Source organism: Streptomyces sp. NPDC057702 (assembly GCF_042799315.1).
GTDB lineage: Bacteria > Actinomycetota > Actinomycetes > Streptomycetales > Streptomycetaceae > Streptomyces.
The window spans coordinates 121,278-137,755 of the sequence record NZ_JBHVJC010000023.1 but is presented as its reverse complement, the minus strand read 5'-3'; the positions used below and the strand labels follow the sequence as shown (position 1 = coordinate 137,755).

The window sequence follows — 16,478 nt, the reverse complement described above, 5'->3', positions numbered from 1 at the left end:
GGCTGGCGGCCGGCTCCCCGGGGTGAGTGGTGGTGGCTTCGCGGGGTGGGTGGTGGCTGGCGGCCGGCTCCGCGGGGTGAGTGGTGGCTGGCTCGGGTGGGGTGGCCGGCCGCGACGGCCTGCGGTGGACGGGTGGGGCGTACGGCGGAGGTGGGACGCGCCCCGCCGTGGTCCGTACGGGGCGCTGGCCCCGCCACCTCGTCCCGTACGGGCCTGGCCTCAGGGCGACGTGGTCGCGGAGGCCGAATCGGGTACGGCCCCGGGCGCCGGGACGGGCCCGGCCTCAGTCCCGTCCTCCGGCGCGGGGGCGGGGGTCGCCGTACCGTCGGCGGCCCCCTCCGACGCGGACCCGCCCTCACTCTCCGGTGCGGGCGCGGGGGCGGGGGTCGCCGTCGGGTTGGTCTCGCGTGGGGGTCGGGCGTCCGGCGCGCGCGTGCCGTGGCGGCCGATGGGGAGCATGAGGGGGCGGCCGGAGACGGGGTCCTCGATGATGCGGCTGTTCAGGCCGAACACCGCGCGTACGGTCTCCTCGGTCAGGACCTCGTGCGGCGGGCCGGCCGCGTGGAGCCGGCCGTTCGCGAGGGCGACGACGTAGTCGGCGTACCGGGCGGCGAGGTTGAGATCGTGCAGGACCATGACGACGGTCGTGCCGCGCGCGTGGTTGAGGTCGGTCAGCAGGTCCAGGACCTCGACCTGGTGGCTGGCGTCGAGGTAGGTGGTGGGCTCGTCCAGCATGAGGATGTCGGTCCGCTGGGCGAGGGCCATCGCGATCCACACGCGCTGCCGTTGGCCGCCGGAGAGCTCGTCCACGGCGCGGTCGGCCAGCTCCGTGGTGTCGGTCGCCGTCAGGGCCGCCGCCACGGCCGCGTCGTCCTCGGCGTTCCAGCGGGAGAAGACCCGCTGGTGCGGGTGGCGCCCGCGGCCCACGAGGTCGGCGACGGTGATCCCCTCGGGCGCCACCGGCGACTGTGGCAACAGGCCGAGCGTGCGCGCCAGTTCCTTGGCAGGCAGCCGGTGCACCTGTCTGCCGTCCAGGACGACACGGCCCCCGCGCGGCGACAACAGGCGGGACATGGACCGCAGGAGCGTGGACTTGCCGCAGGCGTTGGCCCCGACGATCGCGGTGATCCGGCCAGGTGGGACGGTCAGGTCGAGGGCGTGCACGACGGTGCGGTCGCCGTAGCCGAGGGTGAGTCGTTCGGCGGCCAGGGTGTGGTCCTGGGTCACAGCGAGCCTCCGGCCCGATTGGTACGGATGATCAGGTAGACGAGGTAGGGCGCGCCGAGTACGCCGGTGACGACGCCCACCGGGTAGCGGGTGTCGAAGGCGTACTGGCCGGTGAAGTCGGCGACCAGCACCAGCAGCGCGCCGACCAGGCCGGCGGGCAGCAGGAGTGAGCCGCCGGGTCCGGTGATCCGCGCGGCGATGGGCCCGGAGAGGAAGGCGACGAACGCGATGGGCCCGGCCGCGGCCGTGGCGAACGCGATGGGCCCGGCCGCGGCCGTGGCGAACGCGATGAGGCCGACGGCGGCGACGATCACGGTGATCCGGGTGCGTTCGACGCGTACGCCGAGCGCGGCGGCGGTGTCCTCGCCCAGGCTCAGCGCCGACAGGTCGCGCGCTCGGGCGAACAGGACCGGGCCGAGCACCGCGAGGGCCAGCGCGGCGGGCCTGGTCTGGTCCCAGGTGGTGCCGTTGAGGCTGCCGGTCAGCCAGCGCATGGCCTCCTGGAGGTCCCATTCCGCGGCCTGCGAGAGGACGTAGGCGACGACGCTGTCGAGCATCGCGGCGATGCCGATGCCGATGAGGATCAGCCGGGTGCCGACCACGCCGTCCTGGAACGCCAGCGTGTAGACGAGCAGCGCGACGGCCAGGGCGGCGGCGATCGCCAGGGCGGAGACCCGGGTCTCGCCCAGCGAGAACATGACGATGGCGACGGCCGCCGCCGCGCTCGCGCCCGAGCTGATGCCGATGACGTCGGGGCTGGCCAGCGGGTTGCGGAGCATGGTCTGGAAGGTGACGCCGGCCAGCCCGAAGCTGAAGCCGGCGACGACGGCGAGCGCGGCGCGCGGCAGCCGCAACCGCCCGACCGTGAACGACGCCCCGGGCACCCGCTCGCCGAACGCCACCCGGATCACGTCGTGCAGCGGGTAGTCGGTCTGCCCGTACATCAGCGAGCCGACGAACGCGAGCGCCACCAGGACGGCCAGCAGCGCGGCGACCACGCGGCGGCGCAGCGCCCGCCGGGCCCGACCCCGGGCCACGGCGGCGACGGCCGGGGGCGCGGGAAGGGGGCTGGCCTTCGCCAGGGGGTCGGCGTTCACAGGGCACGCACCTTCTGCCGACGGACGATCGAGATGAAGAAGGGGGCGCCGATCAGCGCCGTCACGATGCCCACATCGATCTCCGCGGGCCGGGCCACGACCCGGCCGACCACGTCGGCGGCGGTCAGCAGCGCCGCGCCCAGCAGCGCGGAGAACGGCAGCAGCCAGCGGTGGTCCACGCCGACCAGCAGCCGGCAGGCGTGCGGGACGACCAGGCCGACGAAGCCGATGGGGCCGGCGACGGCGGTCGCGGCGCCGCACAGCACGACCGCGCCCAGCGCGGCCACGCCCCGGGCCAGCGCGACCCGCTCACCCAGCCCGGCCGCCAACTCCTCGCCGAGAGCCAGCGAGTTCAGGGCCTTGGCCGAGAGCAGGCAGAGTGCGAAGCCGGCCGCCAGGAAGGGCAGGACCTGCCCGATGCGTTCGTACGAGGCGCCGCCGATGCCGCCGATCTGCCACAGCCGGAAGCTGCCGGCGACATCGTTGCGGGGCAGCAGCACGGCGGTGACCAGCGAGGCGAACGCGGCCGAGGTCGCGGCGCCGGACAGGGCCAGCTTGAGGGGGGTGGCGCCGCCACGGCCGAGGGTGCCGACGGCGTAGACGAAGGTGGCGGCGAGCGCGGCGCCGGCCATCGCGACCCAGATGTAACCGGTCGGCGAGGAGAGCCCGAAGTAGGCGACGGCGGTGACCACGGCCAGCGAGGCGCCCGTGTTGACGCCGAGGATGCCCGGGTCGGCCAGCGGGTTGCGGGTCACGCCCTGCATGACGGCGCCGGCCAGCCCGAGGGCCGCGCCGACCAGGAGCGCGAGGAGGGTGCGCGGGACGCGCCTGGCGACGGCCGCCTGGCCCAGGGTCTCGTCCGCGCCCCCGAGTCCGGCCCACACCTCCGACCAGCCGACCGTCCGCGAGCCGAAGGCGACCGAGGCGAGCGCGAGGGCGGCCAGCACGCACACCGTGACCAGCAGCCACCGGACGCGCGCCCGCGCCGGACGCCGCCGGGGGGCGGTGTCCGGCGCGGGGCGAGTGTCGGTCGGTGTCACGTGACCTTGTCCGCGGCCTTGGCGAGCGCGGCGACGTAGTCGTCGAGCACCCAGTCGATCGACAGCGGCGTCGGGTTGGCGGCGGTGGCCAGCGGCGAGCTGCCGGGCAGCAGGTACATCGAGTCGCGCTTGATCGCGGGCAGCTTGGAGACCAGCGGGTCCTCGCGCAGCGTCCTGGCCAGGTCGCCCTTGTCATCGCCGTAGCCGGTGACGATGTCCACGTCGTTGAACGCGTCGATCTGCTCGGCGCTGCGGGTGAGCGCGAACTTGTCGGTGCCCTTGGACGCCGTGGCGACACTGTCCGGGATCTTCAGGCCCAGGTCCTCGAAGAACAGGGTGCGGGTGTCGTGCGCGGTGTAGAAACCGACCTCGCTGACGTCACTGGGGTCGACGTGCGTCATGAACATCGCGGACTTGCCCTTGAGCTGCGGATACCTGGCGACGGTGGTGTCGATCCGCCCCTCCAGGTCCTTGATCAGCTTCTCGCCCTTGCCCGCGAGTCCGATGGCCTTGCTGTTGGACCGGATGATCTCCCGCCACGGCGTCGCCCACGGGGCGTCGGGGTAGGCCACCACGGGGGCGATCTCGCTGAGGGTGGCGTAGTCCTGCTTGGTCAGCCCGGAGTAGGTGGCCAGGATGACGTCGGGCTGGGTGTCGGCGACGGCCTCGAAGTCGATGCCGTCGTTCTCGTCGAACAGCACCGGGGTCTTGGCGCCCAGGTCGTCCAGCTTCTTCTCCACCCAGGGCAGCACCCCGTCGCCGTCGTCGTCGCCGAAGTCCGCCTTGGCCATGCCGACGGGGACGACGCCCAGCGCCAGCGGCACCTCGTGGTTGGCCCAGTTGACGGTGGCCACGCGCTTCGGCTTCGCCGGGATCTTCGTGGTGCCCAGGGCGTGCTTGATGGTGATCGGGAACGCGCCGTCGGCCGCGTCGGCGTCGCCGCCGGCGGAGGCCGAACTCGCCGCCTCCTCCTTCGTGTCCTTCTTGGCGTCGTCGTCCGAGGAGGGACCGCCGCAGGCCGCGAGGGTCAGAAGCGCGGCTGCCGCGGCGAGCAGGCGCAAGCGATTGGAACGCATGATGGTCGAACCCCACTGATCCGGTTGCCAGGTGCCGGTCCTCGCACGCCCCCCGTCCGAGGACGCCGTCGTGGAGTAGCCGCACCACACTGAAACACAAGCACTTAGGTAAGGCTTACCTTCGCACCCTAAGAGATCGCCGAACGGTGTCGCAACCAACCCTTCGAGACAGCCGATCTAGCGATCGGGACACGGGGCCTTGCGTGGCAAGGGGAGCGGGGTGGGGGTGAGGTGGCCGGAACAGCGCGGCGGGGCGGCGGGGCGGCGGGGCGGCCGGTCGGCCGGTGAGTGTGGGGGGCTTGGGCGCGGGGCGCCTGGCCCCGTATCAGGGGGTGGGGTCGGCGAATGGCGAGCGCCTGCTCGCCGGTGGGGCGCGGCGGGTTGGCGGGCGCGGTTGGCCACCGGGGCGCGGCGGGATTCGGGTACGCGGCCGGCCGCCGGGGTACCGAGGCTCGCAGGCGGACGGCCGGTCGCCGGGTGCGGCGGGTTGGCGGGTACGTGGCCAGCCGCCCGGATGTGGCCGATTGGCGGGCACGGTTGGCCACCGGGGCTCGGCGGGATTCGGGTACGCGGCCGGTCACCCGGATGTGCCGGGTTGGCGGGCGCGGTTGGCTACTGGGGTGCGGCAGGTCTCGGGTACGCGGCCGGCCACCGGCCGCGGCGGGTTACAGGCGTACGCACGGCCGCCGGGGTACCGAGGCTCGCAGGCGGACGGCCAGCCGCCGAGCACGGCAGGCCGGCAGGCACACGGCCAGCCGCCCGGATGTGGCCGATTGGCAGGCGTGGTTGGCCACCGGGGTGCGGCGGGTTGGCGGGCGTGGTTGGCCACCGGGGCGTGGCGGGTTCCAGGCGCACAGCCGGCCGCCGGGGTACCGAGGGTTGCAGGCGGACGGCCAGCCGCCGGGTGCGGCGGGTTGGCGGGTACGTGGTCGACTGTCCGGATGCGGCGGATTGGCGGGTACGTGGTCGACTGTCCGGGCGCGGCGGGTTGGCGGGTATGTCGTTGGCCGCATCGGGGTGGGTGGCGGTGTGGGCGGGCGGTGGTGCGGGGCCCGGGGCAGGCCGGCGGGCGGGGTCAGGGGGTCTGGAACGTGCTCGGGGTGCGGCCGGTCGTGCGGCGGAAGGCCGCGCCGAAGGCGCTGGCCGACCGGTATCCGACCGCCTCGGCCACGGCCTCCACCTCCCACCCCCGGGCGAGCAGGTCGACCGCGTACTGGGCGCGGACCGAGGCGACCCAGCGGACGAAGCTGGTGCCGGTCTCGGCGGTGAACGCGCGGCTGATCGTCCGCGCGCTGACGGCCAGCTCCGCCGCCCAGTGCGCGAGGGTGCGCTGGTCGCCGGGGTCGGCGCGCAGCGCGTCGGCGATCGGGCGCAGCAGGGCCGAGGTGGGGGCCTGGACGAGCAGTTCGCGCGGCGAGGGTTCGAGCACGTCGAGCACCATCGCCTCGGTGGTCGCGCGCGAGGCGGCGGACAGTCCGGTGTCGCCGAGCCGCTCCAGCAGCAGCCGCAACAGCGGGGTGATCTCGACAGCCACCGGCGTAGCGGACAGCGAGGGCGTGGTGTGGAAGCCGAAGAAGCTCGCGCGGAACCAGGTTCCGGCGATCGCCGACCCCGAGTGCAACGTGCCCGCCGGCATCCACAGGCCGAGCGCCGGCGTAATGGTCCACACCCGCGCCCCGACCACGGCACTCGACGCGCCGCGCTCGTTCCACAGCAGCTCGTGGAAGGGGTGCGAGTGCTCACCCCAGGTGGTGTCGCGCGCGACGACCTCGTCATACGGCTGGATCGCGAACGGCACGTCCACCGCCCCCGCGGCGACCACCGGCAACGACCTCGTCTCCCGCTCGGCCCGCCCGTCCTGCCCACCCCGCGCCGACGCGCGGGAAGTGCGGGGCGGGGCCTGACGGCGGGAAGGCGACATGGCCTCACCCTAAGACCGGCCCCGAACCCGCCGACCCGGGCCCGGACACGAGGCGACCCGACCCGGTCGCGAGGTGGTCTGACCCGGTCGCGAGGTGGTCTGGCCCGGTGGCGAGGTGGTCTGACCCGGTCGCGAGGTGGTCTGGCCCGGTGGCGAGGTGGTCTGGCCCGACCACGAGGTGCCCCGACCCACCCGGCCAGCCGCGATACGGCCCGGCCGCACCACGAGGTGGCCCGGCCTGGGCACGGGGCCACCCAACCCGGTCGCGAGGTGCCACGGCCCACCCGGCCGGATACGACACAGCCCGACCCCACCACGAGGTAGCCCGCCCCGGTCGCGAGGGCGGGGCGGGCGCCGGCGCCGGGCACCTGTGTCGTACGTCGGCGCCAGGCGTCTCCGCCGTACGCCGCTACCGGGCGTCCGGCGGCTGCGCGCGGTCGCCGCCACCACGCCACGCGGCGTACAGGCCGGAGACCGCGACGGCGATCGTCGCCAGCGACTCCGGCGCCACGCCACACAGCACGAGCCCCGCACCGGCGCCGAGCACCAGCAGGAAGACGACGAGGTCGTACCGGTGGCGGGTGAGCCGCGCGGGAGCCGCCTCGTCGCTTCGCCGACCGCCAGTCGGCGCGGCGGGTTGGGCCGGACCCGTCGGCTCGGGCGTGGGCGCGGCGGGTTGGCCGAGCCCATCCCTACTCACCAAGGCGGCGGGTTGGCCGGCTGTGCCGGCCGGCGAGAAGGGTTCGGGCGCGAAGGGTTCGGGGGACGTCGCGGGGTGGCCGGGCCCGCCCGGGCCCGCCGGGGTGGGGCGCGCGGCCGGGGGGAAGGGCCGGGCGGAGTGGCCTGGTGGGGTGGTGTGCTGCGGGTGTGTCATGGGGCGGTCCCCGTTCTCCGTGCCCGGGGTGGGCCACGGTGTCTGTGGCGATGTGGTGCCAGACTGGCGCGGGGCCGGGTGCGGCGGCAGGTGCCGCGGTGCTGCCGAACGGTTGGCAGCACGCCCGTGGGAGATTGGGCGTACGCGACGGGCGTACGGGATCGGGGGCGGCGGGAGACGATGAGCGAACTGAGGCCGGTCAAGGACGAGTTGCCGCCCGACGTGACCGCGCTGGCCCGGGCGTTGCGCGACCTGTTCCAGGGCCTGGGTGTCTCCACCCGTCGGTACGCGGCCCGCCGCGCGTACGACTCCTCCACCCTCTCCCGGTATCTGAACGGCAGCCGCATACCGCCGTGGGAGTTCGTCCTCAACCTGCTGCACGACGTCGGTGAGGAGCGGGGCACCCCGCCGACCGAGGAGACGATCGGCATGCTGCGCGGGCTGCACACGGCGGCCCTGAACGGCAGCCGGAGCCCGGCCCACAAGGTGCGGGCCCTGGAGCGGAAGCTGGCCGAGGCCGACCAGGAGGCGCGGCGGGCGGCGGCCCGCGAACGGTGGCTTGAGGACACGCTCCGGGACCGCGAGCACCGCGTACGCGACCTGGAGATCCGTTACCGAGAGCTCCGGGCGACGCCCCTCGCGCCCCCGGCGGACCCGCTGGACCAGGCCGTCGCCGACGAACAAGCACGAGAGCAGGACCGGCTGCGCCAGGAAGTGCGGGAACTGAAGGAGGAGTTGGGGCGGGTGCGGGCCCGGCACCAGCGCGCCGAGGAACGCTGTGAGCAGCTCGAACGCCAACTCGCCGAGGCGGAGGGCGCGACCGACGAGATGAGCGAACCCTCCCTGCTGCCGGAGCCGGTTCGCCGGGTTCCCGCGCCGGCCCGCGCCCCCGAGGCGGAAGGGACGGCGTCGGCCGGTGAGTCCTTCGTACGGAACCAGTTCGTGGCCGAGCCCGGTTCGCCGCCGCTGAACTCGGTGTACCAGTTCGGCCATGTACACGGCAGCGTCACCGTCAACACGGACGACTGGCTGGTGGACGAGGATCTCGTGGCGGCGGTGAGCGTACGGCTGCACGACCGCGACCACCATCTGGGCAACGGTCTGCTCGTCGACGCCACCACGGTGATCACCTCGGCCGACCCGTTGGCGGGTCCCGCCCACCTCGTGGAGGGCGGGTGCCAGGTCGACGTGGCCGGCCGGACGGTGGCGGCCACGGTGGTCGAGACCCGCCCCTTGCCCTCGCTCGGCGCCGGCTGGCACCGGGCCTTCGCGCCCCTGGTGGTGCTGCGGCTGGCCGAGCCCGTCCCCGTGCCCGACCAGCCGCTCACCTTCGACTGGCGCCCCCGGGTCGGCCGCCAGCTCCTGGTGAGCGCGCACGCCGTGGTCGGGCCGTACTCGTGCGTCCTCGACATCCGGGGCCGTACGGGCGACTGGCTCCGGGTGTCCGGCGACGTCGCGAAGGGGCTGGCCGGGGCCCCGGCGTTCGCCAGCACGGGCGGCCTGGCCGGCCTCGTCCTGGCCCGGTCCGAAAGCGGGCTCAGCGGCATCCTGCTGCCCGTCGCGGCCCTACGCGAGCTGACCTCGGTCCGCCTGGAGGACCCGACGCCACCGCTCGGTAGGTAGCGAGACGGGCGCGGGGCGCACGGGCCGGCCGCCGCCGGCCCAGCCGTCCGCGCCTGCCCCCGCCACCCCTCGGTCACCGCCCGTGCGGGGCTCCGCGGCCAGGTGGCCGCTGGCCGGGCGCGGGGCCCCGGACGCCGCCCGGTCAGGGCCGGGTACGTGTCCAGCCGCGTGCGGTGCGCGTCAGCTCGGCGAAGCCGCGACGGCGCAGCCGGTCAGCCGTCACCGCCTCGGGGTCGGGTTCGGCGGCGGTGCCGGGTGGGGTAGCGGCGGTCTCCGTGCCGGTCTCGGTGTCGGCCACGTAGGCGAGCAGTCGGTCCACGCCGCAGCGGCGCAGCCACGCGCCCGCCTCGGACAGGAGGGCGTCGAGGACCACGCCCGGGGCGCCCTCGACCGGGGCGCCGCCCGGGGCGCTCTCGGTGACGGCGGGTTGGCGGGCGGCGGGCTCGGTGAAGAAGGGTTGAGTGACGGCGGGCTCGGTGGAGAAGGGTTGGTCGGCGGCGGGCTCGGTGGAGGAGGGTTGGGTCAGGGTGAGGTCGGCGATGTCGGCCAGGGCGCCGTCACGGGAGCGGCGTTCCGCCCGCTCCAGGCCGGTGTCCACCTCCAGGTGGCCCACGTCCCGCCCATCGCGCCGAGCCGTGAAGCGGGTGCCGAGGTCGCCGAGGGTGCGGCGGACGGTGAGGCCGTGCGGGAGCGATCCGGCGGGCAACTCCGCGACGGTGGCCAGCAGCAGGGTCTCGGTGGGGCCGGTGGGGCGGAACCCGGCGCGCTCGTACAGCGCGCGCACGTGCGGCCACGGGTCGGGCACGCCGTACACCCCGGGCACCGGCAGGTTGCCGTCCGCGTGCCACACGGGGCATCCCCAGCGCACGAGTTGGTCCAGGCAGGCGCCCATCAGCTGGTCGGCGGGCCCGGCACCGTCCGTCGGCAGATGGACGAGCCACTCGATCGACCCGACCCCCCGGTAGGTGCGGTCCACGTCGCTGGCGTCGCGGTAACGCAGCAGGTGGGCGGCGGCCACGACGCGGGCGCGGTGCTCGGCGACCAGCGTGCCGCGTTCGGCCACCCACGGATCGGTGACGTACTCGTCGGGGCGCCGTTCCAGGGCGCCGAGGACGGTGTTGACGGACGCGGAGACGCCGGGGAGTACGGCGGCGGCGTGCCGGTTGAGCAGGTCGGTGAGCTGATCGCGGTCGGCTCGCCGGAACGGGCGTACGCGGGCGGCGGGGAGCGCCACGGCGGCTGCGGGCATGGGTGTGCCTCCACGGGAACGTCGGAGAACGTCGGGGAAGAGGCCGCCACGCGATGCGGTACGCGGGCATCGTAACCGCCACCCCACCCCACCCGCCGCCCCGGCCGGCGCCTCGCGGACCCACCCGTCGCCTTGAGCCCACCCACCACGCCTACCCACCGGGCCGGCCCACCCGCCGCCACGACCCACCGGCCAGGCCGGCCGCCCCGGCCAACCCGCCGCGTCAACCCGCCGACCCGCCGAGCCCGGCGAACCCCGCCGAACCCGCCGACCCGCCGTCGGTCATCGGTCATCGGCCCGACACGCACGGGGCCCCGCGCCGGCCGGGGTGGCCGGGGCGGGGCCCCGCTGCGGGCTGCCGGGTCCTGGTCAGTTCAGGGCGGCGAGCGCGGCGTCGTAGTTCGGCTCGTCGGCGATCTCGCCGACCAGCTCCGTGTGGAGGACCGTGTCGTTCTCGTCGAGCACGACGACGGCGCGCGCGGCCAGCCCGGCCATCGGGCCCTCCGCGATCGCCACGCCGTAGGCGTCGAGGAACTCGCGGCCCCGCAGCGTGGACAGGGTCTTGACCTGCTCAAGACCCTCGGCACCGCAGAACCGGCCCTGCGCGAAGGGCAGGTCGGCGGAGATGCACAGCACCACGGTGTTGTCGAGCTGCGCGGCCCGCGTGTTGAACTCGCGCACGGACTGCGCGCAGGTCGGGGTGTCGACGCTCGGGAAGATGTTCAGGACCTTGCGCTGTCCGGCGTAGTCGGCCAGCGTCTTGTCCGCCAGCCCTTCGCCGACCAGGTTGAACGAGGGCGCCTGGGCACCGGTCTTGGGCAGTTCGCCGGCGACCTGAACCGGGGTCCCCTTCAACGTAACCTGCGCCATGAAAAGCCTCCTACCAGCGGTATCCAACGTCAGTGCGGCGTCGCCGATCCTACTGCGGGGCCGGCCTCGCGAAGCCTGGAGCCCCCCGGGACCGCACCGGCTCACACCGCGCCCGGCCGACCAGAGCGCCCCCCACCTCCACGGGCCGCACCATGTGGCTACGACCCCAGGACTACGTCCGTGCCCCCCACGTCATACTCCAGGTGGAGCGCGACATATCCGAACGTTAGTTTCGCCCGAACCGTCACACGCGAGAAGGTTGGTGCTTCCGTCACCCATCGACCGAAGGGTCCCGCTCCGTGCGCAACAGACGACTGGCCGCCTCCCTGGTCGCGGCGAGCGCCGTCGCCGCCCTGATCCCCACGCTGGCCCCGGCCACGGCCTCCGCGGCCGACCGGACCGGCGAGCAGTACGCGGCAGCCAAGCTCAAGTGGAAGCGCTGCGCGCCCGACTTGCCGGCGAACTTCCAGTGCACCACGCTCAAGGTGCCGCTCGACTACAGCCGGCCCAACGGCACCAAGATCGACGTCGCGATATCCCGGATCAAGGCCAGCTCGCCCGCCCAGCGGCGCGGCGTACTGCTGCTGAACCCCGGTGGGCCGGGCGGCGAGGGCCTGCACATGCCGCCCTACCTGGCCGAGCAGCTACCCAAGTCGGTCACGAGCCGCTACGACCTGATCGGCTTCGATCCGCGCGGGCTGGGCCAGAGCTCGCCCGTCACCTGTGGGTTGAAGCCCTCGGAGGAGGAGTTCGGGCGGCCGTACAAGGCCGCCACCTTCTCCAACGACGTCCGGTGGGCCCGCACCGTGGCCGACAAGTGCCGGTCCAAGGTCGGCGCCAAGCTGCCGCACCTGAACACCCGCAACACCGCCCGCGACATGGACGCCGTCCGCGCCGCGCTCGGCGAGAAGAAGATCTCCTACCTGGGGTACTCGTACGGCACCTACCTGGGCGCCGTCTACGCGCAGATGTTCCCCACCCGCGCCGACCGGTTCGTGCTGGACAGCGCGGTGGACCCGCAGCGCGTGTGGCGCGGCATGATCCAGGTGTGGGCGGAGGGCACCGAGCCGGCGTTCGACCGGTGGACCCAGTGGACCGCCAAGCGCGACGCGACGTACAAACTCGGCAAGACGCCGAGCGCCGTGCGGACGACGTTCTGGAACCTGGTCAAGCGGGCCGACCGCAAGCCCATCGTGATCGACGGCCAGAAGATCAACGGTGACGACATCCGCAGCGGCGCGCGGGAGCTGTTCTTCAGCGTGCGCGACGGCGCCGACGCGATCGCCGAGCTGAAGAAGGCCGCCGACGGCAAGAGCAAGCCGCGGCTGGCCCGGCTGCCCGGCATCACCAAGCCGGCCACCCCGCCGACGTTCGGCGTCAAGGTCGCCGCCGACAACGGCACCGCGCTGTTCTGGTCCATCCTGTGCGCCGACACGCGTAACTGGTCGCACGACCCGGAGACGTACCGCCGCGACGCGATCCGCGACAAGGCCAAGTACCCCATCTACGGCGACTTCGCCTCCAACATCACGCCGTGCGCCTTCTGGGGCAAGGGCAGCGAGCCGGCCACCAAGGTCAACAACAAGGTGCCCACGCTGATCCTGCAGAACCAGTGGGACTCCCAGACCCCGCTGGTCAGCGGCGTCGGCGCGCACAAGGCCCTGAAGGGTTCGCGCATGGTCACCGTCTCCGGCGGCGAGGGCCACGGCATCTACGGCTCCGGCTCCTGCGCCGACAAGACGGCCACCGCCTACCTGACCACCGGCAAGCTCCCGGCCAAGGACCTGACCTGCAAGGCCCCCGAGCCCAAGCTCCAGAAGTCGGTCCGCCTCCCGGCCCCCGCGAACCAGCTCGCGAGCAACTGACCCCCCACCCCCACCCCACGGACTCCCGGGGCCGCTCCACCGCCCCGCCGAGCCCCCGTGGTTCTCCAAGCTCAACCCGCCCCGCCCCCGCTCCCAGTCGGAGCGGGGGCGGGGTGCGTCGGGGGGTGCGTCGGGGGTTCGTCGGGAGGGTGGGCCGGAGCGGTGGCGGGTCTGGCCCCGGGTCAACGGGAGGCCGGAGGCCCGCTACGACGCCGCCGCGCGGTCCGGTTGTGGGCGGCGGCGTTCGGCGGGGTTGGTCAGGGAGGTGGGTTGCCAGACACCGTCGGCCTGGTAGAGGTCGGTGCCGGGTGGGACGATCGCGTCGACGCGGTCGAGAGTGGCGTCGTCCAGGGTGAGGGTGGCGCCCTTGAGCAGGCTGTCCAGCTGCTCCCGGGTGCGCGGGCCGATGATCACCGAGGTGACGGCGGGGTGGGCGAGCGGGAAGGCGACGGCGAGTTCGGGGAGGGTGTGGCCCAGGTCGTCGGCGAGGTCGGCGAGTTGCTCCACGGCGTCGTACTTGGCCGCGTTGGCCGGCAGGGCCGGGTCGAAGCGGGCTGGGCGCAGCGCGGCCCGGCCGGTGTTCATGTCCACCGGCTGGTCCTTGCGGTACTTGCCGGTCAGGAAGCCGAAGGCGAGCGGGCTCCAGGTCAGCACGCCCATCCCGTACCGCTGGCCGGTGGGCAGCACCGAGGTCTCCACGCCCCGGGCGAGCAGCGAGTACGGCGGCTGGTTGGTGCGGAAGCGGGGCAGCGCGCGGCGCTCGGCGACGTGGTGTGACTCGGCGATCTCCTCGGCCGGGAAGGAGGAGCAGCCGAACGCGCGGATCTTGCCCTGTCGGACGAGGTCACCGAGTACGGAGAGGGTCTCCTCGATGTCGGTGTGCGGGTCGGGCCGGTGCACCTGGTAGAGGTCGATCCAGTCGGTGTCGAGCCGGGTCAGGCTCTCCTCCACGGCCTGGGTGATCCAGCGCCGGGAGTTGCCGCTGCGGTTGCGCCCCTCGCCCATCTGGAAGTGCACCTTGGTGGCGAGTACCACATCGTCCCGGCGCCCCCGCAGCGCCTTCCCGACGATGGTCTCGGACTCGCCGGCGGAGTACATGTCCGCGGTGTCCAGGAAGTTGATCCCCTGGTCGAGCGCCGCGTGCACGATGCGTACGCAGTCGTCGTGGTCCGGGTTGCCCACGGCCCCGAACATCATGGTGCCCAGGCAGTACGCGCTGACGTCGATCCCCGTACGCCCCAGGGGGCGGTAACGCATGTCCATGCGCCGGGACGCTACGTGTTGGAGTGGACTCCAGGTCAAGGGCCCGGGCGTGGCGGGTTACGCGACACCGGCTGGCTGGCGGGGGGGGGAAAGGCGTGTGTCACACGCCCTTCACGACGCGGTCGAGGGCGGCCCGGCCCACCGGCCCCCAGTGCGGCTTGCCGCCGGGAAGGCCCCGATCTCCGTTCCGCCCCATGAGCATCAGGAAGAGGCTCTTCATGGCGGCCAGCCCACGGGCGCGTCGGATCGCCGCCTCGTCCGCCCGCGCGTACCGGTCGAAGAACCGTGCGGCCGTGCCCTCGGGGAGCAGCACCCACGCGGCGGCGAGGTCCCACGCCGGATCGCCGGCGAACATGTCACCGAAGTCCACGACGCCCGCGAGCGTTCCGTCGGCGATGACGACGTTCGCGGGGTGCAGGTCGCCGTGCACCCACACCGGCGGGCCTTCCCATTCGGGGGCGGCGACGGCGTCGTCCCAGACGGCCCGTACGTCGGCGGCGAAGTCGGCGGGGGCGTCGTCGAGGGCCTGGAAGAAGTACGCGAAGCCCTCCGCGCAGTTCCGGGGGTGAGCGCCACGGTCGGTGGCGGTCGGCGCCTCGGCGGGCGCCGCCACGTGGAGCGCCCGGAGGAAGCCCGCCAACGTGTCGGCCGCGTGGGCGCCCCGGCTGATCGAGCCGTGGTCCAGCGGTTCGCCGGGAACCCACGTCATCACGGTCCAGTGCTTGGGGAAGCGCTCGGAGGGCCGGCCGGACCGTACCGGGGTCGGCACCGGCAGCGGCAGGCGCGGGGCCAGTACGGGGAGCCACCGCCGCTCCTTGAGCTGGAGCTCCGGGGTGGGGTCCATGCGCTGCATACGCACGACCAACTCGTCCCCGAGGCGCCACATCTGGTTGCCCCAACCGCCCGCCACCTCGCGGATGGCCAGCCCCGCGAGGTCCGGGTGCTGCTCCCGCAACAGGTCGCGGACCAGGTTCGCGGTGATCTCGATCTCGATCTCGGTGTCGGTCATGGGGGGCCACAGTACCGACGCGACGACGACGCGACGACGAACCGGGCCCGGCGGGGTTGGCCCGGGCGGGCCTGGCCCAGGCGGGGCTGGCCCGAGCCAGCTCTGGCCGGGTGGGGCCCAACCCCGGTGGGGCGCAGGCCGGGTGGGGCACAGGCCGGGTGGGCCCCACCCGACTCGGCCCCCCAGTCGGGTCCAACCCAAGCGGGCTCAACCCAGTCGGGTCCAACCCAGGCGAGCCCGAACCAGCTCCGTCCAGGCCAGGCCAGCCCCACCCGGCGCACGCCAGCTTCAACCCAGACCAAACCAGCACGGGCGGGCTCAACCCCTGGTGAGCTCAACTCGCCCCAGCCCCAACCAGACCGACCCAGCAAGGTCAGGTCAGGCCCAGGCGAGCCCGGACCCATTCGTCCCGGCCCGGCTCAGGACGGTTCAGCCCGGGCGAGCCCCGGGGGCAGCAACAGCAAGCCCAGCCCAGGCCGAGCTGACCCAGGTCAGGCGAACCCAGGTAGGCCCAACCGAAGCCGGCCCAACTCAACCCGGCCCAGAGCGACCCAGCCCGGCCCATATCGGGTTGGCCGTCGAGCGTCAGGCTCAGCCGGGGCGGGGTCGGGCCCAGCGCGCCAGCGCGCTACCGCGCTACCGCGTAGTGCGCCAGGGACGGTTCGAGGAGGGCGAACGCCTGGATCGCCTCGGGTTCGACGACCTTGGCGACCTCCGGGTTGGGGTACCCCGCGAGCGTGAGGTCCTGGATGCGGCGGAACAGGACCCGGTGCACCCCGCCGATGAGGGCCGCGGCCGTGCGGGGCGCGATGGCGTCGGGGGCTGCCCCGGTGTCCTCCGCGAGGGCGCGGGCCAGGGCCTCCTCGCGCTGGTCGTGCAGGCCGCGCAGGCAGGTGGTCAGCGCGGGGCTCTCCGCGATCATGCGGGTGAAGAGGGGGCCGGCGAAGCCCGCGAGCGGGTCCTGGGCGGCGACGGCGGCCAGGAAGGCGCGACGTAGCGCCGTCAACGCGGGTTCGCCGCTCGCGCGGTCGGCGACACAGCGCGCGAGGGAGGCGACGAACGCGTCCTGGTGGTCGAGGGCCAGGTCCTCCTTGCGCGGGAAGTAGTTGGTCACCGTCTTCTTGGCGACACGGGCGGCGGCGGCGATCTCGGCGATGGTGGTGCGCTCGAAGCCGCGCTGGATGAACAGCCGCGTCGCCTGGTCGGAGATCACCTGCCGCGTCTCGCGCTTCTTGGCTTCGCGCAGGCCCGGGGCCGCGCCGTCCGTCGTGGTACTCGACTCGATACCCATGAGCGAATCTTACCCTCGTTGTATTTATATGTTGACACCCCTGCTACCTCGGAAGTAAATTTGCTCTCGTCGT

General features: G+C 74.1%; 13 protein-coding genes. 2 read left to right on the top strand and 11 right to left on the bottom strand.

Annotation, left to right across the window (positions count from 1 at the left end; all coding sequences use genetic code 11):
• Positions 1–219: 219 nt before the first annotated feature.
• From ACFVFR_RS19255 to ACFVFR_RS19230, 6 genes are all read right to left on the bottom strand, one after another.
• Positions 220–1,227, bottom strand: a complete 1,008-nt coding sequence (locus tag ACFVFR_RS19255; RefSeq protein ID WP_383703099.1) for an ABC transporter ATP-binding protein — start codon at positions 1,225–1,227, stop codon at positions 220–222.
• A complete protein-coding gene (locus ACFVFR_RS19250) occupies positions 1,224–2,324 on the bottom strand; it encodes a FecCD family ABC transporter permease (RefSeq protein ID WP_383703097.1) in 1,101 nt (366 codons plus the stop codon). Before ACFVFR_RS19250 ends, ACFVFR_RS19255 begins: the two co-directional genes overlap by 4 nt.
• Entirely contained in the window at positions 2,321–3,364 is a 1,044-nt protein-coding gene (locus tag ACFVFR_RS19245) for a FecCD family ABC transporter permease (protein ID WP_383703095.1), read from the bottom strand. Before ACFVFR_RS19245 ends, ACFVFR_RS19250 begins: the two co-directional genes overlap by 4 nt.
• Entirely contained in the window at positions 3,361–4,440 is a 1,080-nt protein-coding gene (locus tag ACFVFR_RS19240; RefSeq protein ID WP_383703093.1) for an iron-siderophore ABC transporter substrate-binding protein, read from the bottom strand. The genes ACFVFR_RS19245 and ACFVFR_RS19240 overlap by 4 nt, the downstream gene beginning before the upstream one ends.
• A 1,075-nt stretch (positions 4,441–5,515) precedes the next feature.
• The gene (locus ACFVFR_RS19235; RefSeq protein WP_383703091.1) at positions 5,516–6,361 is read right to left on the bottom strand and encodes a helix-turn-helix domain-containing protein; all 846 of its coding nucleotides are present in this window, start codon (positions 6,359–6,361) and stop codon (positions 5,516–5,518) included.
• Positions 6,362–6,770: 409 nt separating this feature from the next.
• Positions 6,771–7,064 (bottom strand): hypothetical protein, encoded by a 294-nt coding sequence (locus ACFVFR_RS19230; RefSeq protein WP_383703089.1) that lies wholly within the window; start codon positions 7,062–7,064, stop codon positions 6,771–6,773.
• A gap of 351 nt (positions 7,065–7,415) precedes the next feature.
• Here ACFVFR_RS19230 and ACFVFR_RS19225 point away from each other — a divergent pair, with 351 nt between their 5' ends.
• On the top strand, positions 7,416–8,858 hold the full coding sequence (locus tag ACFVFR_RS19225) for a hypothetical protein (RefSeq protein WP_383703087.1): 1,443 nt from the start codon (positions 7,416–7,418) through the stop codon (positions 8,856–8,858).
• A gap of 142 nt (positions 8,859–9,000) precedes the next feature.
• Here the strand turns inward: ACFVFR_RS19225 and ACFVFR_RS19220 are convergent, their stop codons facing one another.
• Positions 9,001–10,107 carry a GNAT family N-acetyltransferase gene (locus tag ACFVFR_RS19220; RefSeq protein ID WP_383703085.1) on the bottom strand — a complete coding sequence of 369 codons (1,107 nt, stop codon included), beginning with the start codon at positions 10,105–10,107 and terminating at the stop codon, positions 9,001–9,003.
• A gap of 369 nt (positions 10,108–10,476) precedes the next feature.
• Entirely contained in the window at positions 10,477–10,977 is a 501-nt protein-coding gene (gene tpx / locus ACFVFR_RS19215) for a thiol peroxidase (RefSeq protein ID WP_383703083.1), read from the bottom strand.
• A gap of 299 nt (positions 10,978–11,276) precedes the next feature.
• Between tpx and ACFVFR_RS19210 the strand changes: the two genes are divergently transcribed.
• Entirely contained in the window at positions 11,277–12,842 is a 1,566-nt protein-coding gene (locus tag ACFVFR_RS19210; protein WP_383703081.1) for an alpha/beta hydrolase, read from the top strand.
• A 204-nt stretch (positions 12,843–13,046) separates the two neighbouring features.
• On the opposite strand, the gene ACFVFR_RS19205 is transcribed toward ACFVFR_RS19210, so the two are convergent.
• The 3 genes from ACFVFR_RS19205 to ACFVFR_RS19195 all read right to left on the bottom strand — a co-directional run bounded on the left by ACFVFR_RS19205 (position 13,047) and on the right by ACFVFR_RS19195 (position 16,405).
• Positions 13,047–14,099, bottom strand: coding sequence for an aldo/keto reductase (locus ACFVFR_RS19205; protein ID WP_383703132.1), 1,053 nt, complete (start codon positions 14,097–14,099; stop codon positions 13,047–13,049).
• 106 nt (positions 14,100–14,205) lie between these two features.
• Positions 14,206–15,114, bottom strand: a complete 909-nt coding sequence (locus ACFVFR_RS19200) for an aminoglycoside phosphotransferase family protein (RefSeq protein ID WP_383703079.1) — start codon at positions 15,112–15,114, stop codon at positions 14,206–14,208.
• A gap of 628 nt (positions 15,115–15,742) precedes the next feature.
• Complete coding sequence (locus ACFVFR_RS19195; protein WP_383703077.1) at positions 15,743–16,405, bottom strand: TetR family transcriptional regulator; 663 nt, start codon at positions 16,403–16,405, stop codon at positions 15,743–15,745.
• Positions 16,406–16,478 lie beyond the last annotated feature (73 nt).